The 25,766-nt window shown below is 43.0% G+C and carries 16 protein-coding genes and 1 tRNA gene; 11 read left to right on the plus strand and 6 right to left on the minus strand.

Annotated features, from left to right (window positions below; translation table 11 throughout):
* The first annotated feature begins 23 nt into the window (after positions 1–23).
* The 5 genes from V3V99_03730 (at position 24) to V3V99_03750 (ending at position 7,655) form a co-directional block, all read left to right on the plus strand.
* Complete coding sequence (locus V3V99_03730; protein MEE9441757.1) at positions 24–455, plus strand: archease; 432 nt, start codon at positions 24–26, stop codon at positions 453–455.
* A complete protein-coding gene (locus tag V3V99_03735; protein ID MEE9441758.1) occupies positions 452–1,900 on the plus strand; it encodes an RtcB family protein in 1,449 nt (482 codons plus the stop codon). Before V3V99_03730 ends, V3V99_03735 begins: the two co-directional genes overlap by 4 nt.
* Before the next feature lie 214 nt (positions 1,901–2,114).
* On the plus strand, positions 2,115–4,283 hold the full coding sequence (locus tag V3V99_03740; protein MEE9441759.1) for a TonB-dependent receptor: 2,169 nt from the start codon (positions 2,115–2,117) through the stop codon (positions 4,281–4,283).
* 123 nt (positions 4,284–4,406) lie between these two features.
* The gene (locus V3V99_03745) at positions 4,407–4,913 is read left to right on the plus strand and encodes a YfiR/HmsC family protein (protein MEE9441760.1); all 507 of its coding nucleotides are present in this window, start codon (positions 4,407–4,409) and stop codon (positions 4,911–4,913) included.
* A gap of 3 nt (positions 4,914–4,916) precedes the next feature.
* The gene (locus tag V3V99_03750; GenBank protein ID MEE9441761.1) at positions 4,917–7,655 is read left to right on the plus strand and encodes a PAS domain S-box protein; all 2,739 of its coding nucleotides are present in this window, start codon (positions 4,917–4,919) and stop codon (positions 7,653–7,655) included.
* A 72-nt stretch (positions 7,656–7,727) separates the two neighbouring features.
* Here V3V99_03750 and V3V99_03755 read toward each other — a convergent pair whose 3' ends face one another.
* Positions 7,728–10,589 carry a TonB-dependent receptor gene (locus tag V3V99_03755; GenBank protein ID MEE9441762.1) on the minus strand — a complete coding sequence of 954 codons (2,862 nt, stop codon included), beginning with the start codon at positions 10,587–10,589 and terminating at the stop codon, positions 7,728–7,730.
* A 458-nt stretch (positions 10,590–11,047) separates the two neighbouring features.
* Between V3V99_03755 and V3V99_03760 the strand changes: the two genes are divergently transcribed.
* The 6 genes from V3V99_03760 (at position 11,048) to V3V99_03785 (ending at position 21,179) form a co-directional block, all read left to right on the plus strand.
* The gene (locus V3V99_03760; GenBank protein ID MEE9441763.1) at positions 11,048–12,439 is read left to right on the plus strand and encodes a sodium:solute symporter family protein; all 1,392 of its coding nucleotides are present in this window, start codon (positions 11,048–11,050) and stop codon (positions 12,437–12,439) included.
* Between the two features lie 27 nt (positions 12,440–12,466).
* The gene (locus tag V3V99_03765; GenBank protein ID MEE9441764.1) at positions 12,467–14,191 is read left to right on the plus strand and encodes an amidohydrolase; all 1,725 of its coding nucleotides are present in this window, start codon (positions 12,467–12,469) and stop codon (positions 14,189–14,191) included.
* 154 nt (positions 14,192–14,345) lie between these two features.
* Positions 14,346–15,209 (plus strand): xanthine dehydrogenase family protein subunit M, encoded by an 864-nt coding sequence (locus V3V99_03770; protein MEE9441765.1) that lies wholly within the window; start codon positions 14,346–14,348, stop codon positions 15,207–15,209.
* The gene (locus V3V99_03775) at positions 15,196–18,015 is read left to right on the plus strand and encodes a molybdopterin cofactor-binding domain-containing protein (GenBank protein MEE9441766.1); all 2,820 of its coding nucleotides are present in this window, start codon (positions 15,196–15,198) and stop codon (positions 18,013–18,015) included. The genes V3V99_03770 and V3V99_03775 overlap by 14 nt, the downstream gene beginning before the upstream one ends.
* A gap of 86 nt (positions 18,016–18,101) precedes the next feature.
* Positions 18,102–19,733 (plus strand): gamma-glutamyltransferase family protein, encoded by a 1,632-nt coding sequence (locus tag V3V99_03780; GenBank protein MEE9441767.1) that lies wholly within the window; start codon positions 18,102–18,104, stop codon positions 19,731–19,733.
* An 84-nt stretch (positions 19,734–19,817) separates the two neighbouring features.
* Positions 19,818–21,179, plus strand: a complete 1,362-nt coding sequence (locus V3V99_03785) for a dockerin type I repeat-containing protein (GenBank protein MEE9441768.1) — start codon at positions 19,818–19,820, stop codon at positions 21,177–21,179.
* Positions 21,180–21,211: 32 nt separating this feature from the next.
* Here the strand turns inward: V3V99_03785 and V3V99_03790 are convergent.
* The 5 genes from V3V99_03790 to V3V99_03810 all read right to left on the minus strand — a co-directional run bounded on the left by V3V99_03790 (position 21,212) and on the right by V3V99_03810 (position 25,749).
* A tRNA-Leu gene (locus V3V99_03790) sits at positions 21,212–21,295 on the minus strand.
* A 19-nt stretch (positions 21,296–21,314) separates the two neighbouring features.
* Positions 21,315–22,073, minus strand: coding sequence for a site-specific integrase (locus tag V3V99_03795; protein ID MEE9441769.1), 759 nt, complete (start codon positions 22,071–22,073; stop codon positions 21,315–21,317).
* Between the two features lie 30 nt (positions 22,074–22,103).
* Entirely contained in the window at positions 22,104–24,566 is a 2,463-nt protein-coding gene (locus tag V3V99_03800) for an ATPase, T2SS/T4P/T4SS family (GenBank protein MEE9441770.1), read from the minus strand.
* Positions 24,567–24,605: 39 nt separating this feature from the next.
* The gene (locus tag V3V99_03805) at positions 24,606–25,448 is read right to left on the minus strand and encodes an HDOD domain-containing protein (protein MEE9441771.1); all 843 of its coding nucleotides are present in this window, start codon (positions 25,446–25,448) and stop codon (positions 24,606–24,608) included.
* A gap of 4 nt (positions 25,449–25,452) precedes the next feature.
* Positions 25,453–25,749 carry a hypothetical protein gene (locus V3V99_03810; protein ID MEE9441772.1) on the minus strand — a complete coding sequence of 99 codons (297 nt, stop codon included), beginning with the start codon at positions 25,747–25,749 and terminating at the stop codon, positions 25,453–25,455.
* Positions 25,750–25,766: the final 17 nt, after the last annotated feature.

Genomic DNA, 25,766 nt, shown 5'->3' on the forward strand with positions numbered 1-25,766 from the left:
CTACTCGGCCGGCGGTTTTTTTTATGCGCAAATTTGAAATAAATGACAGTTTATCGGTAACCGATATCGGGATCGATATTTCAGGTGATTCTCTGGAGGAACTTTATATTGCCGGCGCCGAGGGAATGTTCAATATTATACTTGAAAATCCCGGTTGGCAGAAAGAAATGGCCCGAGAAATAGAATTGTCCAGCGGGACGGCAGATGAGCTTTTAATAGACTGGCTTTCGGAGTTGCTGTATTCTTTTGACGCTGAAGGATTAATAGCTACGGATTTTGAATTGTCAATCGCGGAAAAAACGGAGGAACTCTGTTTGTCCGCCAAGGTCCACTTCAGGAAGTTTGACTCGAACATTGATGTCGCGAAAAATGAAATTAAGGCCGTAACATATTACAGAGTGAATATAAAGCGAGAAGGAAATATTTATTCAACCCCGGTTATTTTTGACTTATGACTAAACTGGAGAAAATATCTGAAAACATCTGGGAAGTACCCGCTTCGGCTCGCCTGGAAATGAACGTGCCGGCGCGAATATTGTCGTCGGAAAAGCTGATTGGCGGGATTGATGAAAAAGTAATTGGGCAGATTACGAATGTCGCCTGCCTGCCGGGTATATATAAATACGCTATTTGCATGCCGGACGCTCATCTCGGTTATGGATTTCCGATAGGGGGCGTAGCCGCTTTTGATGCCGAGGATGGCGTGATTTCTCCGGGCGGAATAGGGTTTGACATTAATTGCGGGATGCGGTTAATCCGAACAAATTTAACTATTCAGGAGATAAAACCGAAATTATCTCAACTCATAGACGAGCTATTCAAAACAATACCGTCCGGCGTGGGATCAAAAGGACTGGTAAGGCTCAATCGTAAGGAATATAGCCAATTAATGCTCAACGGTTCAAAATGGTGCCTTGAAAATGGCCGGGCGACAGAATTAGATATTGAAAATACTGAAACGGAGGGATGGGTTGAAGGGGCTGATGTCCAGGCCGTTTCTGAAAAGGCGGCCAATCGCGGCCTCAATCAGATGGGGACATTGGGGTCGGGCAATCATTATCTGGAAATAGAGGTTGTGAGAAAAGACGGTATTATTGATAAAAATACGGCGCGGGGTTTCGGCATTTCTGAAGCCGGACAGGTCGTTATCGCGGTTCATTGCGGATCGCGAGGATTCGGGCATCAAATAGCGACCGATTATTTGAAGATTTTTACGGCCAAACGAAACAATTATAAACTAAATATTAAAGACAGGGAATTGGCGGCAGCGCCGATAAAGTCGCCTGAGGGACGAGCATACTATTCGGCGATGGCCTGCGCGGCCAATAGCGCCTTTGCTAATCGTCAGATTATAACGCATTATATACGCAAAGTGTTTGAAAATGTGTTTGGGCTTTCGGCATCTCAGTTGGAGCTGGAAACGGTTTATGATGTGGCGCATAATATCGCCCGATTCGAAAATTATAATATTGATGGTCAATCCCGAAAGGTTCTTGTTCATCGTAAAGGGGCTACGCGGTCGTTTGGTCCCGGTAATTCTGAAATTCCGGAGGCCTATCGAGCGTTGGGGCAGCCGGTGATCGTCGGCGGTTCGATGGAATCCGGTTCGGCGCTGTTTGTCGGCACTGAAAAAGCCGAAAATGAGTATTTTGGTTCGACAGTACACGGTTCCGGACGGGTTATGTCTCGTTCCAAGGCCAAAAAGAAAATCAGGGGAGACGAACTTCAGCGAGATATGCTCAAAAGGGGCATTACCGTCAAGACCGGATATTTGAGGGGCTTGGCTGAAGAGGCCGGATTTGCCTATAAGAATATTGATGAAGTGTCAAACGCGGTCAATCGGCTGGGGCTGAGTAAAATTGTCGCGCGTTTTTATCCGGTGGCAAATATTAAGGGTTAAGATAATTAAATTTCCTAGCCGTACGAGAACAATAATTCTATACGTGTTGTTATATCAACAACATAAGGGCCATACTTAAAGCATAATATTAACTACTTATTTTTAATTGGCTTTTGTATTCACTTCTTGAACGCAATCCCGATTTTATCAAGTTATAGAGTCTTATTGACGATAACTTTACTATTGATATGTAATTATTTTGAAAGGAGCTCAGATGTATATACCCGATATTGGAATTAGCATAATGCGGACGTATAAGGTCTGTGTTGTATCTATTTGCCTATTATCGTTTTTTTCGATGGCTGTTTGTGCCGGAGAGGTATCTGACATTAACGAGTTGGATTTTGATGGACTGTTGGATGATATCGTTTTTTCTGCGTCAAGGCATGCTGAAACCCTTGAAGAATCTCCGGCCAATGTATTTATCATCACCAAGGAGATGATAGATAATTTCGGATTTTTAGATATAGGTGAGGCTCTATCGGTAGTACCCGGTTTGTATATCACCGATGATTATTCTCTTTCACAAATCGGGGTACGAGGCATTTCCGCTTTTGGCGCTTGGAATTCACATGTAATGGTACTGGTCAATGGGCGGCCGATAACAGAACAATATGCCGGAACGAATAGTATTGATTTACCGGGCGTTGATATCGGAGATATCGAACGAATTGAAGTTATCAAAGGTCCGTCGTCTTCTATTTACGGCAGTAACGCATTCTTTGGTATTGTGAATTTAATTACGCATCAGGCTACCGATGATGAGTTGTCGCTTCGAAGTTCGTATTATTCTGAAATGGGACAAAGAAGCGGAAGTTATCGTCTATTTCACAGAGTAAATAATGATTTTCAGATTACTTCATTCGGGACGATTTTTGATCGAAAGGGCAATAGGCTGTATTTTGAGGAATTCAGTGATTTAAGCGACGGAACGCTTCTGAGCCTTGATGATGACGGGTACAATCAATTCTACCTGGACTCGACTGATTTTACGGGCGGCTATGCGGATCAGAAGAACCGAATGGAAAAATATTTTTCGCATCACCAGATAAACTGGAAGAAGTTTTACGCAACATTACACTTCTCCAAAATGATAACCCGATTGGCTCATTCGGCATGGGGGTCGTTATTCGCCAAGGAGGATAATCATTATCGGGAAAAGAGGAATTATTTTGATGTCGGGTACAGTAACGCTCTTTCTGAAAAAGTTGAAATTGATGCCCGGTTTTTCTACAATTATTATGAATGGTCCGATCATATCCTGTATAATTATGCCGAGTGGGAGGTGTCGCCTATTTATTTGCCGGGGCCAATCTGGGCTGATTATGAATTCAATGAATGGTATGGTGGGGATGTAAGAATTCACCTTAATCTAAGTGAAAAGAATAACATTCATTTGGGGGGCGATTTTCAGCTTCATAAAATATGGCACAGTTCCGGGGAAACCGATGCGGGTGGAGAAAGGGTTTTATCAAACGTTATCCCTTCTGAAAACCAAAGAAATGATGGGCAAATATTTAATATTTTTGTTCAGAATGATTACAAATTTTCGGATAAGTTGAAAACCGTGGCCGGCTTACATTTTAATTACTATTCATATACAACCGCAGGTATAACGCCCAAAGCGGCGATTATTTATAAGCCTGAAAAAAACGCGAATCTGAAGTTTATTGTCAGCCGCGGTTTTCGTTCACCGTCATTTTATGAAATAACATATACAGATGAGGAGTATTACGCTCCGAATCCCGATCTGGAACCGGAAAATATTACCAGTTTTGAATTGATTGCATCTTATGACTTTCCTTATGGAGTTTCGTTTGAAATAGCGGGTAACCACAGCCGTATGGCTGATTTAATTCTTCAATCATATCTTGATATTTCCGACCCAAATCATCCGGGCGAGGATTTTGTTGATGGAACTTTACAATTCCGCAATAGCGGAAAACTGCATTCCAATAGTATTGAATTGAGTTTCAAAAGGAATCCGATTTACCGTCTAAGCGGTTTTGGGAATATTACGTATCAAAAGCTTGACAATTCCTCCGGAAGCGAAGATGGTGTCGCCTATAATTCGCCTCGGTGGTTGGGGAATTTGGGAGTAACATACCAAGTCCTTCCGCGAAAAATAAATTTATCATCGCGCATAAGATATATATCGACCAGGGCACTATGGGATGGTACCTGGCTGAAGAGTAATACCTTAGTTGACGTTAATATTTATGCTCCGAAATTATTCGGTCAAACCAGCTTTACCCTGGGAGTAAAGAACTTATTTGACGAAGAATATCGTGAGCCGATGGCTTATGATTATTATCCAACGGCAAGTATTGTACGTCCGGGGCGATCCATATATTTAAAATTATCTACCGCGCTGAATTGGTAGCTGGGTGGAAAGCGGCTATTTGAAATGATTTTTGGGTTGAAATATATCAATAGAGGCGCGTTGTATTTGGCTTTATTAAACGCGATATTTATTATCGGTGTATATGGCCATCAGGCGGATCGAGTGGATCCAAAGCTGAGCCTGCCTCTATTTTTAAAAATTATCACATGTGACTTCAATTTTAATTCTGATAAATTTGAAAACGTCCATATCCGGATATTGTATGATAAAGGCAACGCGGATGCTTATGAGGAATACCAAATTGCCTGTGATTTCATGTCTCGAAATTCAGATTTAAAAATAGAAGGATTGGATATTATTTTTGAAGGCGTTAACTTTTTCTCACCTGATTCAATTCTTAATGGTTATGACAGCCAAAATTACAATGTATTAATTATTGCCGGGAATAATGAGAATGGTCTGGAAGAACTTTTAGACAAATTGTCAGAGAGTAATATTCGCACGTTTTCGTTTAATCCCGAGTTAATCAGTAACGGTATCGCTGTCAGCGTTAAGGCTCAAGAAAAGAAGAATTCAATTATTGTCAATTTGGATGCGGCTCAATCAGAGGGGAGTAAATTTGGAGCTCATTTGCTTAAAATGTGCAGCATTTATGAAGGGGCCAGATAGCTAATGATGAATCTGACGCTCAGGACAAAAATAATCGCATTGGTCGTATCAATAGTTACGGTTTCTCTCTCATTTTTGATAATACTGACATATGTTCACCTCTCTGATCGATTGCATCAAAATTTGGAAGAAAAGGCAATAAGTATATCCGCTATGGTATCGAAGAATGTCGGTCCCGGTTTGGATTTTCAGGACAGCATTTATGTCGCGGAAATCGCTTCGGGAGTTTTTGAAGATCAGGATGTTAGAGCTGTTGTTATTTATGACGATAATGATGACCATTATTACTCCCACATAAGCGATACAAATTTAATCCGGCTGGCTCAAGGATGTAATCATCCAGATACGCCTGCAATTGAGCATGATAACGAATATTGCATTATCAAGTATCCGATTACTTATAAAAACGCCAAAGTAGGGTGTCTATGGCTGGCCATAACCGGCGAAAATATGATGGGTAAGGTAGCCTCCAGCTTCCTATTCATAATTGGCGGGGCTTTCATAATACTGACTTTGTCGTTTTTTATTGGCTTTGGGATATCCTCTAAAATTGTCAAACCTATCAAAATATTTGAAAAGGCGGCCTGCTTAATTAGTTCGGGAAATATGCGGACCCAAATAGAATTGAATGAGCTTGATAAGGACTTTATGCCTCTGGGAATGGCATTTAATGATATGCAGGGGGTATTAGGAAAGGCATTTGACGATTTAAATAAATCCCGTGATTTACTTGAATATCAGGTGAAGGAACGAACCAAAGAATTAACCAGCGAATTGCTGGAAAGGAAACGCGCGGAGGAAGAGTTAAGCAAATCCAAACAGAAGTTAATGCTCCATGTTCAGCAAACTCCATTGGGTGTCATTGAATGGGATTTGGATTTTTGCGTAACTGAATGGAATAAATCCGCTGAAACAATATTTGGATATAGTCGTGAGGAGGCTATCGGATGCCATCCCAAAGATATAATCCTGCCGGAATATGAAATCCCTCAATTAGACACGATCTGGGAAAACCTACTAGGCCAAAAGGGCGGTAATCGGAGTACCAATGATAATAGTCACAAAGATGGTCGAATTCTCAAATGTGAGTGGTATAATACGCCACTGGTAAATGAAGACGGCGATGTCATTGGCATTGCTTCTCTGGTACAGGATGTTACCGAACAGCATAGAACTCTTACCGCGTTAAAGGAAGGTGAGGAATTATTACGAGCGACTCTGGAATCCACCGCAGATGGAATATTGGTAGTCAATAATAAGGGTAGTGTTACGCATGCCAACACCCGCTTCGCTGATATGTGGCATATACCGCCTGATCTATTTGAGAGCCGCGATGATGAAAAACTTTTAACTCATGTATTGGAACAATTAGAGAATCCTGATGAATTCCTTACTAAGGTACAGGAATTATATAAGTCCGATCTTGAGGCAAAGGACACAATTGGTTTTAAGGATGGCCGCGTCTTTGAGAGATTTACCTGTCCTTTGGTTCAGGACGCGATGGTGACCGGACGAGTCTGGAGTTTTCGCGATATAACAGACAAGAAACGTGAAGAAGAGCAACGGCAGCGTTTGCAGGAACAATTGGAACGAGCCGAGAGGATGGAATCTTTGGGTATTCTGGCCGGCGGTGTGGCACATGATTTGAATAATATGCTGGGGCCAGTGGTTGGCTACGCTGAATTGATTCTGGCCGGGCTTGACGAGGAAAGTAAAGTCGGCAAAAGAGTCAAAAAGATCGGTAAATCGGCCCAGGATGCCGCTAATGTCATTCAGGATTTGTTAACTCTGGCGCGACGCGGGCGATATGAGCTGACTGCAATCAATATCAATGAGGTCATAGAATCATATCAGGATTCTCCCAGTTACTTGAAACTATGTCAAACAAATCCAAATGTTAATATTGATTTAAATTTGGATCCGGATTTACCGAACATTAACGGATCATCGCCTCATTTATTAAAAGCTGTAATGAATTTGATTGTCAACGCTTTTGATGCCATGCCTGAAGGGGGCGGCCTTACGATTTCCTCAGGCAAAGAAAATATCGATGTATTAATTGATGGATATAAAGTTGAAGAACCGGGAGAATATATTGTTGTATGCGTTTCTGATACTGGTATGGGTATCGCCGAAGAGGATATTGGAAAAATATTCGAACCCTATTATTCTAAAAAGAAAATGGGTACCAGTGGGAGCGGCCTGGGGCTGTCGGTGGTTTATGGTGTTGTCAAAGATCACGGTGGTTATTACGATATTGTGTCCCGGATTGGGAAAGGCACTAAATTTATATTGTATTTCCCGGTTACCGATGAGCCGACGGAGAATAAATACGAAGCGGATATGAATATATCGGGGACGGAGACGGTGCTTATTGTTGATGATGTTGAGGAGCAAAGAGATATTGCCGGAGAAATGCTGTCGAGTCTGGGATATAAGGTGGCAACGGCGGAGAATGGCACCGAAGCGATAAGTATTTTGAAGGGGCGGAAATTTGATATAATCATTATCGATATGATTATGGAGAAGAATCTGGATGGGCTCGATACCTACCGCAAAATCCTTGAGATTAAGCAGGGACAAAAGGCGATAATTGTAAGTGGATATTCGGCGACCGAACGGGTAACTGAAATGCAAAAACTTGGCGCCGGAAAGTATGTCAAAAAGCCATACTCTCGTAAGGCTATAGGCATGGCTCTCAGAAACGAGCTTGATAAAAAGTCTGAATCTATAAAAGTGTAACGAATAAAAAAGCGTAAAAAAAAACCGGCCGTATTTGAATATGCGACCGGGTTTTTTCTTGATTTGATTTTATCAGAAAGACTGTGTCAGTCTAACAATAGTCAAACGGCCCAGTTCGGGAGCGCCGACAAATTCCGAATGCATATTATCAAGGACATTCTGAATAGTCAAAGCCAGATGCGTATCATGCATGAAATCTATGCCGGCATTGAAATCAAGCAGGTGATAGGTACTAACATACGAACCGAAAAACGGGCTGGCCATATCGAAGGCATCAACATAACGATACCTCAAATTCGCGCTTAGCTTGTATTTGGGATATTGATATTGAATATAGGCAGAGCCTTTATATTTGGGGGCGTTCAGATGAATATCGTGAACCTGTCCCTCCTTCTTTTCGAAGAAATTCCTGGATATATAGGAAAAGGTTCCGCCGAAATCCCAATTCTGATTGAGGTGATAAGCTAATGAGAAATCGGCGCCGTAGAAATTGATATCGCCAAAATTGCGGTAGGTAATCAATATCGCCGTTGGATCGAAGGCTTCATCGGGAGTGATGGTGCCGAAAGGTATACCAGCGGGGGTGGTAAGAAACATAGTTATCAATTCATCAATTGGACCGTTTCCATTCGCATCAAGAAAATCCAAGGCTGCTGAATCTGCCGGATTAGTAGAAATATTGGATCCAATCTGATTGGTTAGAAATGATTGCAGAGCTACTGGGTCCAAAAATACGTTGGGTGTTTCAACGGTTAGTGGGCCGATAAAGTTTTCTTTATCGGTTCGGTATAAATCAACTCCGAATTTTAGGCGATCACCAATAAGGCCGTTATATCCAAGCTCTATAGTTTGAGTAATAGTTGGCTCAAGCCTATCAATATCTGCAATAGCATCGACATTCGATGCATCAAGTTCGCCGGTATCCATGTTAAGCGTCATTAGTCGATTTCCAACGCCAGCAATCATACCTGGAACTAATGTCTCAATAGAGTTTTCCAAAAAAGCGATTGTCGCAGAGTCATATCCCGCGGATGCTAAATCAGCCTTAAATCCACCAATTACTGCATCTCGACCAACACTCCACATGAATGCTGTAAAGATGGGGTCATTAAGACTTATGAATCCGTCTGCTGGAATAGGCACGCTATTGAGTTGTGCTATTGGCGTGAATGTCGAGCGAAATTGCGGATTCCCATTATCATCAAAGCGCCAGTGGAATCCTGTCTCAGGAACGCCCTGAACCCGTACGTCAATACCCGGATTATATCCATTAAGCGCAGGGGCAAATCTTTCACCCATGCCACCCATATCGGCCAGGGATAGAATATCGAGAAACAAGTTATTATTATCAGGGGTGCTGAAGGCGCGGTTGTAAGTTACCCTGAGACTATGGTTTTTGGTTGGCTTATAAGCGAGGGCGGCGCGGGGAGAGACTACCAGGTCTTTTAATCGGTTATGGTCGTCGATGCGAATAGCGCCGAGGAGTTTTAATTTGGGATCGATTTTATATTCGCCCTGAAAGTATCCGCCGAATTCATTGATTTTATCATCGTCTTCGTTTCTGCCATTAATGGTTGCCTCAGTGTTGGGACGGGTTAAGAGGGCGTCAAATCCGTAGGTAAAAGATAGTTTATCCTGAGGGGTATAGCGGTGCTGTATCTGTCCGGCCCAGACTTTGGATTTGTCAATAATTAATTGCCCGGTCTGAAGTAGATAAGTGTCACCGGCATCGCTGGTATTAAGAAAAGTCTGAGCGAATAGATTTTTATATCTGAAGCGAGCCTGGCCATAGGCATAAATCCAGTCGATAGCCTGGCCGGCGCCAAGTCCGGTTAGCTCGATACTACTTGAACGGCTGAAGCCTCCGTTGAAAATCAGGGAAGCGTCATCACCAATCAGGAAATCCAGTCGGCCCTCACCCGACAATTTTTCAATATTGAAATCCCGTTTGTTTTCGAATGGTTCACCTACAAAAACAGGACCTTTGTTGGTAGGACGGAAGTTTTGGATTATCGGTTTTTCCAATTCGGCTTTTTCGTAATGCTTCCAATCCAGACCCTGATAGTATTGAGCGGTCAGTTTATATCCGATGCGGTCGCCCGCCAAACCGGCATGGCGGAAAGATCCCAAAAATAGTTCGCGTTCACCACCGCCGATGCTTACGGTTGTACCCTGATGCGAAAATGGCGATTTGGTGATCATGTGCATGACGCCAGAGGCGGCATTGGGACCGTATAGCGCTGAGCCCGGGCCGGAGACAATTTCAATGCGTTCGATATCTTCATTAATCGTGGGGATAAAATTGTAGGCGTTAAAACGCAGCGAAGGAATGCGGGCATTACGGTTGTCGGTTAAGACCAAAAGAGCTCCGGAAAAGATATTATTGAAACCGCGAACGACGGCATTGGATTGGTTTAGACCGGTGGTGGCGACATCAACGGCGGTTGCTCCTTTAATATGTTCCGTAAGGGTCAAAACCGTACGGGATTCGATGGCTTTGGAGTCGATGACATTAACAGAGGCGGGAGCATCGACAATCTTTTCGGGGCGACGGGATACACTGACAGAGACAGCATCCATATTAATAAAGGTCGAAGCCAGACTGGCTGTTATCGTTTTTGTTTCGGATTCGCCAATCGTTACATTTGAAATGGTATGCGGAGAATATCCCATTGATGATATAGAGATGTTATATGCGCCGGCAGGAAGATTTTTAATTTCATAATTGCCGTTTTCGTCCGTCATGGTTCCGGTAGATTTTCCGCCGGCGACCGGGGTAATGGAAACGGTGGCCCGGTATAAGGCGACTCCGTCCGCCTTATCGGTAACCTGACCCGAAATGGTTCCTGCTGATGCTGCGCCGGATGTAATAAAGAATAACAGCGCAATAAGCAGAATCGGAGTCGAAACCTTTTTAAGTTTAGCGATATCCATAATTATTATCCTTTTGGAAAAGCACTATTTAAAATTTTAATTGGCTAATTTATTATAAGATGACATTTGTGCCTCATAAATCAATGGCATTGAGTTAGAATTTGGCTTACTCTTTGAATCTCAAATCATAATGGTTTTGTTTTGAGGAATCAAGTGATTTCACAATGAAAATTCTAATTAGTGAAGATAGAAATCTTATGCGAAGAGTTGGCAATGTGAGTTTATCATAAAATAGTCGAATTTGCCGGATATGCCACACAGGATAAACGGCGTCGCCGACTTCAGGTCCATTATCGCAACTGGCATTACCGGCCTGGAATTAGAGGAGGGCCGTTTTTGTATATATAGGTATACCAAGACTTGATTTATGACTGAAAAAATGCGTATCTTCAGTTTTTATGATACGTTGTATACGGTATTTTATAAAATCGGTGCTTTAGATTAATGGGAAAGGCGCTATGATCTATTTTTGGGTTATAATTGCCTATTTGCTAATTTTAATCGGAGTCGGCGCTTATCGCAGTAAATATGTAAAATCACAGGATGATTTTATGGTAGCGGGGCGCAGGCTGTCTTCGAAAGTTCTGATAGGGACGCTTCTGGCAACCTGGATTGGTTCCGGTTCTATTATTGCCGGTGCGGGATTGGCGTATGATAACGGTATGCCGGCGCTTTGGTTTAACGCCGGAGTTTGGGTCGCATTGATCATCCTTTATTTCATTGCCGGACGGGTGCGGGCTTTCGCGCAATACACGGTGCCGGACATTCTGGAAGCACGCTATAACAAATGGGCACGGGTGTTGGGAACGATTGTGACGATTATCGCATATACGGCAATCGTCAGTTATCAGTTTCGGGCCGGTGGAATGGTGTTGAATCTGGTAACAGGAATATCGGTGGACCAGGGGATAATCATTACGGCTCTGTTTGTAATCGGCTACACTGTCCTGGCCGGAATGATATCGGTCGCCTATACCGATGTCGTCAACGGCATAATCATGGTTGTCGGGTTTTTCGTCGCACTACCTTTTTTCCTTGATAACGCCGGAGGATGGAGCGGGGTGATGGCACGTTTGCCGGAGACTCATTTTGAGCCTCTGGGAAAACTGACTTTATTCGAGGCACTGGCTTATTCGCTCCCGACAATGTTATTACTCCTGGGTGAATCGGGTATGTATCAAAGGTTTTTTTCGGCTCGTAATGAAAATACGGCCAAAAGAGCTGTTATTGGATGGATTATCGGAACGATTATCGTCGAGACGCTAATTGTAGTATTGGCCATAATAGGAAGCGCGCTGTTTACCGATATCGAATCGGAAATGGTAATATTGCATTCGGTGCGATTTGGTTTGCCGCTATTAATCGGATGCTTATGCCTGGCGGCGATAGTCGCCGTTATTGTATCGACGGCAGATTCGTTTTTGCTTGTGCCGGCGACGAACGTGATGCGGGACATATATCAACGATTTATTAATCCTGATATATCTCAAAAGCAAATGGTCTTATATCTGCGTATAGTTGTCGTGTTATTGGGAGTGATCGCTTTTGTGCAGGTTAGATATTTTACAAAAATTTTGGAGATGGCGATTTACGCTTACACTATGTACGGTGTGGGTATCACACCGGCGTTACTGGGGGCGTTTTTCTGGAAGCGGGCTACGGCCGCGGGGGGAGTGAGTTCTATCGCATCCGGTATGCTGGTAACCCTAATCTGGGAATTTGGAAATCAGCCGTTCGATATTCCAACGGTTTATCCGGCACTGGGTATTTCTCTTTTTTGTTTGATTATCGGGAGCCTGATTACGGAAAAACCATCGGCTGAAAAATGGAAACCATTTTATAGTAAATGAATTTAAATTGAATACAGGGAGAAATAAATGAATAGAAAAAATTGTCTATCTAAATTAAGATTGATTGGTCCGATTATCTTTGCCGCGATACTGTTGATCCTGAATTCATGTGGTACATCGCCGGAAATAGCTGATTTAGTTTTGCTAAATGGTAAAATTGTGACGGTCGATGAGAATAACCCACAGGTCGAGGCGGTCGCGGCCAAAGGTGACAAAATAATAGCGATTGGCAAGAGTAGGGACATCCAGGCTTATGTGGGGTCCTATACTCAAACAATTGATCTTGAAGGCAAACTGGTAATACCCGGGTTTATAGAAGGACATGGGCACTTTATGGGTTTGGGACGAAGCCGCATGAAACTGAGATTGGCCGAAGCTAAAAACTGGAATGAAATTGTTGAGATGGTTCGCAAAGCGGTTGACGAGGCTCAACCCGGGGAATGGATACTGGGGCGCGGGTGGCATCAGGATAAATGGGATGAGATACCAAATCCGAATGTTAACGGGCTGCCTTATCATACGGAATTGAGCGAAGTATCTCCTGACAATCGGGTGCTTCTTGAACATGCCAGCGGTCATTCGGTAATTGCCAATGCCAAAGCTTTGGAATTGGCCGGTATCGATAGAAATACTCCTGATCCGAAAGGCGGTGAAATAGTCCGGGACGCAAAGGGAAATCCGATCGGTGTATTTCGTGAAACGGCAGAAGACCTGATCTATGATCCTTACAAGGGATATTATGATAATCGCTCTGAAGAAGAAATTGAGGCCGAGCGGCTCAAGGCGGTGCAATTGGCCGTTGAGGAATGTTTGGCCAATGGGGTTACCGGTTTTCACGACGCGGGAGTAACATTCAGGACTATTGATTTTTATAAGGAATTAATTGATCGGGGAATATTAAATATCCGAATAAACGCAATGATCGGGGAAAAATATGATAGCTTAATCGGTTGTCTTGGGGATTATAAGATAATCGGATATGGAAATAATCATTTAACGGTGCGCTCAATAAAACGGGTGATAGACGGCGCGTTGGGTTCGCACGGAGCCTGGCTTTTGGAGCCTTATATTGATATCCCGACGAGTACCGGTCTAAATACCGAAACTATCGAGGATATGCGGGAAACGGCTCGATTGGCTGTCGAAAATGGATTTCAATTGTGTACTCATGCTATCGGAGATAGAGGTAATCGGGAAACTCTGGATATTTACGAGGGAGCCATTGCGGGCGGTAAAGATTTGCGCTGGCGAATTGAACACGCGCAGCATTTGCATCCGGATGATATTCCAAGATTTGGACAATTGGGGGTAATAGCCTCAATGCAGGGAATCCATTGCACGTCCGATGGTCCCTGGGTAAATAAACGGCTCGACGATAAACGGATTGAGGAAGGCGCGTATGTGTGGCGTACGTTAATAAATTCGGGAGCGAAGATTGTCAACGGTACCGATACTCCGGTTGAAAATGTAAATCCGCTGGAATGTTTTTACGCTTCGGTGACACGGAAACTGCCGGACGGCTCGCTATTTTATCCGGATCAAAAAATGACCCGGGAAGAAGCCCTGAAGTCGTATACGATAAATGCCGCTTATGCGTCGTATGACGAGGATATTAAAGGCTCAATCACACCCGGTAAGTTGGCTGATATGGTTGTTTTGTCCAATGATATCATGACGGTTCAGGAGGATGAAATTTCTAATTGTGAAGTTCTTTATACAATAGTGGGGGGGAAGATTTTATACAAGAAATGAAAGAGGCTTTGCCAATTTTCTATATGTAACCTGGAATCGTGAAATTGGACTATAATATTTGGCATTCCTTATTGTATGCTCTATATTGCGTCGAAGATTTGTAGGATAAGTACTATATCATTCTTGATAAGTAACCTCAATGGATGAATAATTTATGAGTAATTATGATTATCACAAGGCGGGAAGTGTTGAAAACGCCTGCAGACTTTTGGAAGAGTTGCCGAATTCCCGTATCCTTGCCGGGGGTACGGATCTTGTAGTCGATTTCGATACCGAACTGCGTCGTGCGGAAAACGTTATTTCCATTTCGGAATTGGCGGAATTGCGAGAAATTTACCAGCAGGATAATTCAATCGTTATTGGCGCGGGATGCACGGCCACAGAGGTAGAAAACTCACCAGTAATAAATGAATACTTGCCCGAGCTGTCACGCATGGTTGTAAAGTTTGCATCGCCTCAAATTCGCAATCGGGCAACGATCGCGGGCAATATTTGCAGCGCCGTTCCCTGCGGCGATTTTCCGCCGGTCTTGATTTCACTTGGAGCCGAAGTGGAACTGGTTTCGGTTAAGGGACGGCGCACGATACCTCTCGGAGATTATTTTATCGGGAATCGTGAAACGGTCCGAGAAGAAAATGAGATTTTGACTCAAATTATTATTCCAATGAAACCTCCGAATGCGGCGGGAAATTATCAAAAATTTCGACGGAGGGCGGCCAATTCTCTGGCTGTGGCCAGTATTGCCGCCTATATCGAAATGGACGGTGATGTTTGCCGGATGTCGCGGATTGTAATGGGTTCAGTGGCTCCGATACCGTTGGCAGCCAGGAAAGCGGGCGCGTCACTGGTTAGAAAACAATTGGATGATGATGCGATTTCAAACGCGGCGCAAATCGCCAGCACTGAAGCCATGCCGATTACCGATTTGCGGGGCAGTGATGAATATCGACGAGATCTGGTCCGTGTATTAACCGTGCGAGCGCTAAGCCGGGTTCGTGATTTGATTGAATCAAAATAGAAATGGAATAGACGAAGAGATGGCCGTAAAATATTTATTAGAGCTCAAAGTTAATGGAAATAGACATACGGTTCCGGTAACGGGTGCGACCACGCTTCTTGATGTATTGCGCGAACAGATCGGATTAACCGGAGTCAAAAATGGATGCGGGGCGGGAGATTGCGGATGCTGTACGGTTTTGATTGATAATCAACCGATGAATACATGTTTGATACTCGCATTGGAGGCTGAGGGCAAGGAAATCGTTACAATCGAGGGCCTGGCTATTGGTGATAAATTACATCCGGTGCAGCGCGCGTTTATCGAGGAAGGCGCAATTCAATGCGGTTTCTGCACCCCGGCAATGGTTCTGACGACTAAGGCATTGCTTGATAATAATCCTGATCCGGCGGAAGATGAAATCCGAGAGGCGTTAAGCGGGACGCTGTGTCGTTGTACAGGATATACCAAAATAGTCGAAGCTATTCAACATTGGAAAAAATACAGAGAAAATGCCACTCGAACCGTGACACTCCCGGAAGGCAAAGAAGTAGTGGGCGGGCGATTTTCGAGGAAAGACGCGTATGAGAAAGTTACAGGAAGAGCAAAATATCCCGATGATATCAAATTACCCAATATGCTCTGGGGCAAAATCCTGACGAGCCCATACGCCCACGCGAGGATAAAAAGTATAGATATCAGCAAGGCTCTTGAAATTGAAGGTGTCAAGGCCATCTTAGTCGGAACCGATGTAACCGATACCATGTATGGTGTCAGCCCGGCGCGCTACGATGAGCATATTCTGGCCAAGGAAAAGGTTCGCCATGTGGGCGATGAGGTGGCGGCCATCGCTGCCGTTGATGAAGAGACGTGCCTGAAGGCGATGGAATTAATCGACGTTGAATATGAGGAACTGGAACCGGTCTTTGACCCGCATGAGGCCATGAAAGAAGGCGCTCCGGTTGTCCACAAGAAATATCCCAATAACATTAATACCCGGGTTGATTGGAATTTTGGAGATGTAGAGAAGGGATTTGAAGAAGCCGATCTGGTTATGTCCGATTCGTATTCCGGGAATCGCACCTATCAAAGTCCGATGGAGCCGCATTGCGCAGTCGCCGAATGGGGTGGAGACGAACGGGTGACAGTCTATACGACATCGCAGGTTGTCCATTATGTGCGTTATCAATTGTCGCGTCTTCTGGATATGCCCGACGGTGATATCAGGATTATCGGAACGTATTGCGGCGGTGGATTTGGAGGTAAGGCCGAAACGAATCCTTTGGAAATTTGCGCGGCTCTGTTATCCAAAAAATGCGGCCAGCCGGTTAAGATGCGTTATACCCGGTCGGAGATGTTTTATCATTGCCGGGGACGGCATAAACAAATTATCGATTTAAAAATCGGTATGAAAAAAGATGGTACGATTACTGCCGTTAAAGAAAAGGCAATTCTGGAAGGCGGGGCCTATAGTTCGTACGGTGTAGTCGCGGTTTATTATGCCGGAGCGATGGTGCCGACTCTATATAAAATACCCAATTTCAAATTTGATGGATATAGAGTAAACACGAATCTACCGGCCTGCGGAGCGATGCGGGGGCATGGATGTCCCCATCCGAGATTCGCTTTTGAAAGCCTGATGACCAGAATGGCGGTTGAACTCGGATTGGACCCGATTGATGTTCGGATGAAAAACGCCATGGATCCCGATACCAGAACCATTAATGATCTTGATATAGGGTCATGCGAATTGAAAGCTTGTCTTGAAACGGTTCGAAAGCGCAGCGGCTGGGATGAAAAATGGGGTAAGCTGCCTTTTGGTAAAGGCATTGGAATTGGCTGCGGCGGTTTTGTCAGCGGCGCCGGTTATCCGATTTACCGCTCAAAATTCCCTCATTCGAACGCCGTAATTAAAGTCAGTGAAGATGGACATACGGTGACGCTATACACCGGGGAAACAGAGATCGGCCAGGGTTCATCGACGATCTTGCCGCAGATAGCGGCCGAAGCCATGGGAATAACATTCGACAAAATAAAGATCGTATATGCCGACACGGATTTAACGCCACTTGGATTCGGGGCATATTCGTCGCGAGTAACACTGATGGGTGGCAATGCCGCCAAGATGGCCGGAGAAGATGTCAAGAAGCAGATGATAAAAACGGCCTCGGGAATGATGGAATTGCCTGTTAACAAAATTGATATAAGGAAGAATCGAGTTTATGAAAAGGGTAATGAAGATAATTGGACTGCATGGCATGAAGTGGCGGCGAAGTATTTTTCAGAAAACGGACCGCTTTTGGGAAGGGGGCATTATTCTCCCCCGGAAGGATTAGGTGGTGATTTTAAGGGAGCAACAGTGGGTACATCGCCGGCTTATTCATTTACCGCCTGCGTCTGTGAGGTTGATGTTGACATTGAAACGGGACGGGTGAAAGTCGTTAAGTTTACCGACGCTCATGATGTCGGTACTCCGATTAATCCGATGGCGGTTGAGGGTCAGGCGGAGGGAGCTATCGCCATGATGCTGGGTGAAACTCTGCTGGAGGATATGCAGTTCGATGAAAAAGGCAATATTTTAAATCCCAACCTGCATGATTATTTGATACCCACGGCCAAGGATGTTCCGCCTATTGATAGTAATATTGTTGATTCATATGAACCGCAGGGGCCGTTTGGAGCAAAGGAAGTCGGAGAAGGATCGACTTTGCCGGTTATCGGCGCTATCGCCAACGCTATCTCTGATGCCATTGGAATTCAAATTAAAGAGCTGCCTATCACGGCGGAAAAAATCCTCCGGGAGTTGAAGAAAAGAGATCAGAAGTAAATAATCGGATTTAATAAACTGCAGCTTTCGTTTGTCTATTCTTATCTTGATTGTCTTGAAAACGGAATCATAAGGAAATGATTTAAATGAATATCGACACTAATATTCTGAAAAACAGGAATCAGAATAGATCGACGGTTGTATGCCGGAACGGCATTGTTTGCACCAGTCAGCCATTGGCCAGTATGGCCGGGATTGATATTTTGAAATCAGGCGGGAATGCCATAGACGCCGCGATTTGCGCCAACGCCGTATTGAGTGTTGTGGAGCCGATGAGTTGCGGGCCGGGGGGTGATTTATTCGCGATAGTATGGTTGGAAAGAGATAAAAGGCTATATGGCCTCAATGCCAGCGGACGGTCGCCATTTAATCTAGAGCTTTCTGACTTTCATGATCTGGGATTAAAGGAAATTCCACTGTATGGTCCATTATCGTGGAGCGTTCCGGGATGCGTTAGCGGTTGGGAGGCGTTGCGTAAAAAGTTCGCAAACCTAAATTATGATAAATTGTTTGAGGCGGCAATCGACTATGCCGAAGATGGCTTTCCGGTATCGCCGGTTATATCTCGGAGTTGGGAAAAAGTAAAGTCGACGGAGTATCTTTCTCTTAGTGAGACATTTGCCCCCGGGAGGCAAACGCCGGGGTTTGGGGAAATATTCAGGAATTCCGGTCTCGTCGATTTTTATGGAATATTATTGAGAGATGGAATCGATTCTTTCTATCAAGGAGAGATTGCCGAAAGAATAGTCCGTTTTTCGGAAGCCAACGGCGGACGTCTTTCATTGAAAGATTTTAATGAGTATACAATGGAGTGGATTGAGCCGGTCACTTCGAATTATAGAGGTTATGATATTCGGGAAATTCCGCCCAATTGTCAGGGGATAGCGGCTTTACAGATATTGAATATTTTGGACACTTTTGATATCGGATCGCTGAAACCAAATTCGGTCGAGCATTTACATCTTTTAATCGAGGCCAAGAAGCTGGCTTATGAAGACAGGGCCATTTATTATGCCGATATGGATTTCGCTAAAATCCCTCTGGAAGAACTTATATCGAAGGAATACGCGAGGGCAAGAGCGGCATTAATTAATCCGAATCGGGCTTTGAGTAAATTATCAGCGGGGGATCGAATGTCCGATACTATTTATTTAACGGCCGCCGATAAGGATGGTAACATGATATCTCTTATCCAAAGCATATATCATGGTTTCGGTTCTCAAATGGTACCAGATAAACTCGGATTTGCTCTCCAGAACAGGGGACACCTGTTTTCATTAAATCCAAATGATTTTAATAAATATGAACCGCATAAGAGGCCGTTCAATACAATAATGCCGGGATTTGTGACCCGAGACGGAAAACCGGTTTTTTCATTTGGAGTCATGGGGGGTGATTTTCAGCCTCAGGGACAGGCGCAAGTATTGATGAATATTATTGATTTTGGAATGTCGCCCCAGCAGGCAGGCGAACAGCCTCGCATTTGTCATTTTGGGAGTTCAACACCGACGGGAATAAAATCAAGTGATGGAGGAAGGGTTGGATTGGAGCGGCATCTTCCCGAAAATATCAAGCAAGGACTTGAGGATTTAGGGCATCGAATATTGCCGGATGAAGGGGTTTATGGCGGATATCAAGGAATTTGGCGCGAAGATAACCCCCTGCGCTATTTTGGAGGTTCCGATCCGCGGAAAGACGGTTGTTCGATCGGGTATTAACGAGAATTGAGATATTGACATATTTTTTACTTTGCGGTATATTTAATATAACAACAATTACTTTTACGGAAATTAAGGGGAAGAATGAATCTACTAATGAGCGTCATTTTCGAGTTATTCCTGATATTAGTCATAATATTATCGCCACTAAAGATCACCTTTGCGCAAAGCGTTGATACCGTCTGGACAAGGAATTACTGGAAAGGATATTTCGATTCGGTAAACTGCATTCAGGAAACACATGATAGCGGTTTTGTTATGGTCGGATGCGCTCAGATAGAAGGTGAGACACAATTCGACATTAACCTGATTAAAACCGATCGTGACGGCAGTCTGGAATGGTCAAAATTGATAGGCGATAGTCATCATGAAACGGGTTTCCATGTTATCCAGACATTTGACGGAGGTTATCTGATAAGCGCATATAGCGACGCATTTTCTTCGCCCCGGGATAACCGCGTCTGGATTGTTAAAACGGATTCCGTCGGGGACACGACATGGACTTATCCGTTTATTCAGTTGGATGGAAACGGTTATCCTCTCTATGCCGTTCAAACATTAGACAGCGGTTATGCCATCACCGGAGTAATAAACATATCATACTCAAACCAGGCGTTTATTTTGAGATTAACAAAAGACGGGGATTATATCTGGGCTTATCATTATGGCGAGTTTGGATATCAGGATGGTAAATTCATAACCGAGATGCCGGATGGTGGATTTATCGTTGCCGGTCACAATGACCAACCCTACACTTCGAATTATGATTATAGAGTATTCAGAACTGATCAGTGGGGAACTAAATTATGGGATTCAACCTATGTATTGACCGATCATTATGACGAGTTGAACGGCGTCTGTAAAGTAGATGATGGAATAGTTATGACGGGCCAGGCCAGAGCGGCCGGACATGTATTAAAAGTAGATTTTGAAGGAAATACCATCTGGTCAAAATCAATCTCGCGATATGTTGCCAATGAAAAAAACTATTCTATAGTGCCAACTCCGGACGGTGGGTTAATGGTTGGGGGGTGGATATGGGTATCCTCTCATCGGCGGGATTTCAACTTTATCAAGTTAGACTCGGAAGGCGATTCACTCTGGGTCTATACCGTTGGAGGAGTTGATGACGATCATGGCAGGTCCGTTGTCGCGACTGCCGACGGCGGTTTCGCCATGGTTGGCACGAGCACATCATTTGTGAATGGTTCAAGTTTCTATCTGGCAAAAATAATAGAATATCTATGTGGGAACGTCAATGGCGATGGAAGAGTCAATGTGTCTGACGCGGTATATCTTATAAATCATATTTTCAGGGGCGGGCTGGCTCCAGAACCGATTCAGGCGTCTAATGTCAATTGCGATGAGAGCGTTAGTGTATTCGATGCGGTCTGGCTGATAAATCATATATTTCGTGCTGGTGATGGGCCGTGTGAGTGTGAATAATCTATATATTTTCCTGTGAGAAATGAATAAAATGCCGGAGGTCGGACTCGAACCGACACAGTGTTGCCACCGGGGGATTTTGAGTCCCCTGCGTCTACCAGTTTCACCACTCCGGCATTGTTGTGTATCAATAAGTTACGTAGATGATTGCTTCAGTGATTCCTTTCGGGTGTCCAAATAGTGTCCATTGAAATACTTCAAAGACTCCACTGCATGCCTTTTATGCTCCGGACTGAGGTGTGAATATCTAAGTGTCATCTCTATTGTCTGATGCCCGATCAACTCTTTTACCGTGAACAAATCCGTTCCATTCATTACGAGATGAGAGGCGAATGTATGTCTCAGATCATGAAAAGTGAAATCTTCGATATTCACCTTTTTGAGCGCATTGGCATAAGCAGTACGAAAATCATTTATCTGCTTACCGTTTGGTCTCGTGAATATGTACTCAGTTCTTTTCGGCATACCTTTAATCGCAAACATTATTGGCTCCGACATCGGTATATCTCGGCCATATCCGCTTTTTGAATCCAGAATATATATTGTCTTTTGGTTAAAGTCAATGTCTTCCCATCCTAAGTTCAAAATCTCTCCGAGCCGCATACCCGTATAAATAGCCATTATTACTATCGGTAGTAAGCGGTCTGGACATTCACTTAATAATCGCTGAATTTCTGGCTTCGTTAAGTACCGAATCCTACCGGAGTTTTCCCTGAAAAGCTTAACTCGCTTCACTGGATTATCGACAACGATGTCCCATTCTATGGCCTTCGTGAACATATGTTTCAGGCACGCCAATTCTATGTTTACGGACGCAGCAGAAACCTCTTTGCTTCGGGCATTCTTGTACTTCTCGATTATTAAAGACTGTACGTCGTCAGACAATTCGGACATGTGTAGTTGAAATCTAAGCCACAGTTGCAGCTATTTTTTCGATGCGAATGGATTATCTATTCCGCAGTGTGGGCATAATTTCCATTCCGCCAAAAGTTGGGATTTGCAGCTTTTACATAAGATCTTTTGTGCCAATCCGCATTGGGGACAATTGAGAAAATCAGGATCAAGTTTATAATTACATTTCGGGCAATTGATTTCATATTCTGCTGTGGGGCCCAAAATACGAAGTATTTCTTCCAGTGTAGTGACCCCTTCTTTAACTTTGTTTATAGCATCATCTAATAATGTCTCCATACCAAGTTCATGTGCCATATGAGAAAGTTCCGTTTCCTTAAAGTTAGTAGTCAGAAATTGGCGAAATTCCTCGGTCATTTGAAATATCTCAAATATGCCTATTCTCCCAATGAATCCTGTCTGGTTGCAATGTTCGCAACCTTTGCCATAGAAAAGTTCATCGGGCATTTGACGGTCAGTAACTCCCAGCTTAGTAATCAGTTCCCTATCATATGCTTGTAGATCTTTGCAATACGGGCATATTCTTCTTGCCAACCTCTGGGCAAATATCCCATTAACCGCTGATGCCACCAGAAAGGGTTCAATACCAATGTGCAACAATCTACTTATAGTAGCTATTGTACTATTTGTATGCAGAGTAGTGAAGACCAGATGACCAGTCATTGACGCTTGAAACGCCGCCATGGCGGTCTCATAGTCTCTAATTTCGCCAACAAGAATAATATCCGGATCTTGTCTTAATGCAGATCGTAGAGTGGCTGCAAACGTTAAACCGATTTTCTCATGAATATGAACCTGTGCTGCATCATCCATGAGGTATTCTACCGGATCTTCAATTGTTACCATGTTTAGGGTGGGTGAGGATCTCTCATTCATCATAGAATAAAGGGAGGTTGTTTTTCCGCTTCCGGTAGGGCCGGTTGCAATTATCAAGCCTTGGGGAATATTGATGATATTTTCTAATCTTTTAAATAACTCGCCGGATATACCGATTTTATCGAGAGTCCATATTGATGCAGTTTTATCCAGCAAACGACATACTATTTTTTCACCATAAATAGTCGGCATAGTTGACATTCTGATGTCAATTATTTTATCACAGGTTTTAACACTGATTCTGCCGTCCTGCGGAATTCTTCGCTCGGTAATATCAATTTTGGCAAGTATTTTAAGCCTTGATACGGTTGGTGAATGCAAAACAGATGGGTATTTGATTTTAGTTTGCAGAAGTCCGTCAACTCGATATCGCACCAATGAGTATTTGGGTTTTGGCTCAATATGGATATCGCTGGCGCCGATTTTTATGGCATCGGAAACAATTGCATTTGCCATTTTTATGGCAGACGGTGACTCGGAATTTTTCATGAGCTGTTCGGGAGTTTCCACAACCTCATCATCCAATAAAACATCTATTTTATCGTAACCATCACCAAATTCTAAATCATCCAAATAATCAACACCATCATTTTCAAAATCATAATAAATATATTTTATCGCATTATCTATTTCGCTTATTTGTGCCAAGCGGGTTTGTATATTGTATTGTGTTTTAAAACTCAAATAATCAATTTGCATTAAATCTAATGGATCTGCCATAGCAATCAGGAGATTGTTACTTTTCAAATTAACCGGTACAAAGCAACCAGCTTCGCAGATTTCTCTGGGGAAAAGCTTGGCAAGTTTGATATCAAGAGTAGATTTTTCCAGAACTATATGCTCAGTCTTACATTCCAGATAAACAAATCGAAATAGTTCGGATTCGTCAATCATTCCCAACTCGATTATACCTTTGACCAGGGCACAATTGTTTTTGGCACAATATTTTTCGAGCATTTCGATTTGTCCGGGAGCGAGTTGCCCTTTTGAAGCCAGCGCCGAGCTGAGAGTCGATTTTTTTGCTCCGGCAAACTGTTTTAGTTTTGCTATCTCTTTTTCTTTGTCTCTGCTGATTTTTTTAAGAGCGGCATTTTCCTGAATCAAATCGTATTGTTTGAGTGCAAGCCGAATAGTTAAGAGTAAATCATTATCATTCCATGGCTTGGTTATAAATTTATAGACGGCCCCATTATTGACGGCTTGCATAACCGTATCGGTGTCCGAATTTCCTGTTAACATTATTCTAATAATTTTCGGGTATCTCTCTCTTATAATTCTCAAAAGTTCGGTTCCCGACATTTGAGGCATTCTTTGATCACTAATAATTAATGTTACACTATTTTGAGTAAGAATATCGAGAGCATTAGCGGCATTTTCGGCGGTCAGAATATTATAATCTTCGCTGGCAAAAACTCGTTTGAGAGCTTTTAAAACGTGAATCTCATCATCTACTAAAAGAACACTATGCTTGTGTGTGTTTTCCGGAGTAAGTGAATTTGCTTCAGTTTTACTTGCTCTTTGAATATCAGGCGCAGTTAATTGGGAATCAGAAACCAGATTTGATTGTTTTTCTTTTTTTTGTAATACTTCCGGCGTCATAGCTAATGTTTGTCCTTTTAATTCAGTATATATCTTTGCCTAATTAAGGTCAGAGAGCAATTGTTCGGTTTCGTTTATCTCAAAACATGCTTTTGACAAGAATGATTTTAAATCATCCATCTTAATATCCAAAATCTTCCATGCTTCACAGGAAAATTCTGATATATAATAAGTACCGCTATTCCCAATATCCATAGCATGCGCAATAATATCGGAGATATATACACATGCTATCAATCGTGTGTTTTCCGAATCCATTATCGGTTGATGATGTGAACCGATAGTTATGCGAATCTTTTCAGGAAAATTCCATTTTTTGGCCAGTAATTCTCCGAGCGACTGGTGATCCATTCCAAAATATTCGTTTTCCTCTTTCAAATTAGTTGCCTTTTCTTTACCTGAAAAAAATTCTGCAAATTTTACCGAATCATTGTTGACCATGATTAATTTACCTATATCATGCAATACACCGCTGATAAATGCTTCGTCCTGTTCATCCTTAGATCTTTTTGCCAGCAAATGTTTGGCGATTACACCAACGGCAAAAGAATGTTTCCAAAACTCGGATAACTCAAAGGATTCGTCTTCTATTTTAATTGAATTCAATATTGATGTGGTTAAGAGTAATTGATGTACTGAATTAAAACCTAAGATAGTGATGGCTTCGTCCACAGATGATATGCTCCGGGGTAATCCATAGAATGATGAATTGACAAGCTTTAATACTCGAGCGGTGAATCCCTGATCAGTTTCAATAATTCTGGCGACCTCATGGCTATTTGCATTTTGTTTGGTCATTAGAGCTTGTAATTTTTGAATAACAACCGGCTGTGAGGGTAACCCTCTCAAATCAGTGATACAATTTTTAACATCCTGCACCATACAATTATTCTTCCTTTAATTGCTTTTGATGGATTTCCTTTATAACTTTGGCGATTATCCGGACTTCCTTATAATGTAAGATCATTGAAAGACAGCGATCGACATGTTTTTCAAATTCAATGATCTCCCTATTTTGGGGGATCGTAGTTTGTATTGGGCGGTTATTTGCTTCTTTATCAGGTGTGCAATCTAATCTATCTTCTAATATCGACTTATCATTCAGCAATTCATTATCAATACTGCTTTTAACATTTCTATTGACATTAGACTCATTGAACTGATTCGGGTTTTTAACGTTCATTGCATTCGCCACCTATA

It is taken from the genome of Candidatus Zixiibacteriota bacterium, assembly GCA_036480375.1.
Taxonomy (GTDB): domain Bacteria; phylum Zixibacteria; class MSB-5A5; order GN15; family JAAZOE01; genus JAZGGI01.

Coding starts and splice junctions, on each gene's coding strand:
- V3V99_03740 (MEE9441759.1), top strand. CDS start 2,115: ATGTATATACCCGATATTGGAATTAGCATAATGCGGACGTATAAGGTC.
- V3V99_03805 (MEE9441771.1), bottom strand. CDS start 25,448: ATGGTGCAGGATGTTAAAAATTGTATCACTGATTTGAGAGGGTTACCC.
- V3V99_03770 (MEE9441765.1), top strand. CDS start 14,346: ATGAGTAATTATGATTATCACAAGGCGGGAAGTGTTGAAAACGCCTGC.
- V3V99_03755 (MEE9441762.1), bottom strand. CDS start 10,589: ATGGATATCGCTAAACTTAAAAAGGTTTCGACTCCGATTCTGCTTATT.
- V3V99_03735 (MEE9441758.1), top strand. CDS start 452: ATGACTAAACTGGAGAAAATATCTGAAAACATCTGGGAAGTACCCGCT.
- V3V99_03795 (MEE9441769.1), bottom strand. CDS start 22,073: ATGTCCGAATTGTCTGACGACGTACAGTCTTTAATAATCGAGAAGTAC.
- V3V99_03765 (MEE9441764.1), top strand. CDS start 12,467: ATGAATAGAAAAAATTGTCTATCTAAATTAAGATTGATTGGTCCGATT.
- V3V99_03730 (MEE9441757.1), top strand. CDS start 24: ATGCGCAAATTTGAAATAAATGACAGTTTATCGGTAACCGATATCGGG.
- V3V99_03750 (MEE9441761.1), top strand. CDS start 4,917: ATGATGAATCTGACGCTCAGGACAAAAATAATCGCATTGGTCGTATCA.
- V3V99_03780 (MEE9441767.1), top strand. CDS start 18,102: ATGAATATCGACACTAATATTCTGAAAAACAGGAATCAGAATAGATCG.
- V3V99_03785 (MEE9441768.1), top strand. CDS start 19,818: ATGAATCTACTAATGAGCGTCATTTTCGAGTTATTCCTGATATTAGTC.
- V3V99_03760 (MEE9441763.1), top strand. CDS start 11,048: ATGATCTATTTTTGGGTTATAATTGCCTATTTGCTAATTTTAATCGGA.
- V3V99_03800 (MEE9441770.1), bottom strand. CDS start 24,566: ATGACGCCGGAAGTATTACAAAAAAAAGAAAAACAATCAAATCTGGTT.
- V3V99_03810 (MEE9441772.1), bottom strand. CDS start 25,749: ATGAACGTTAAAAACCCGAATCAGTTCAATGAGTCTAATGTCAATAGA.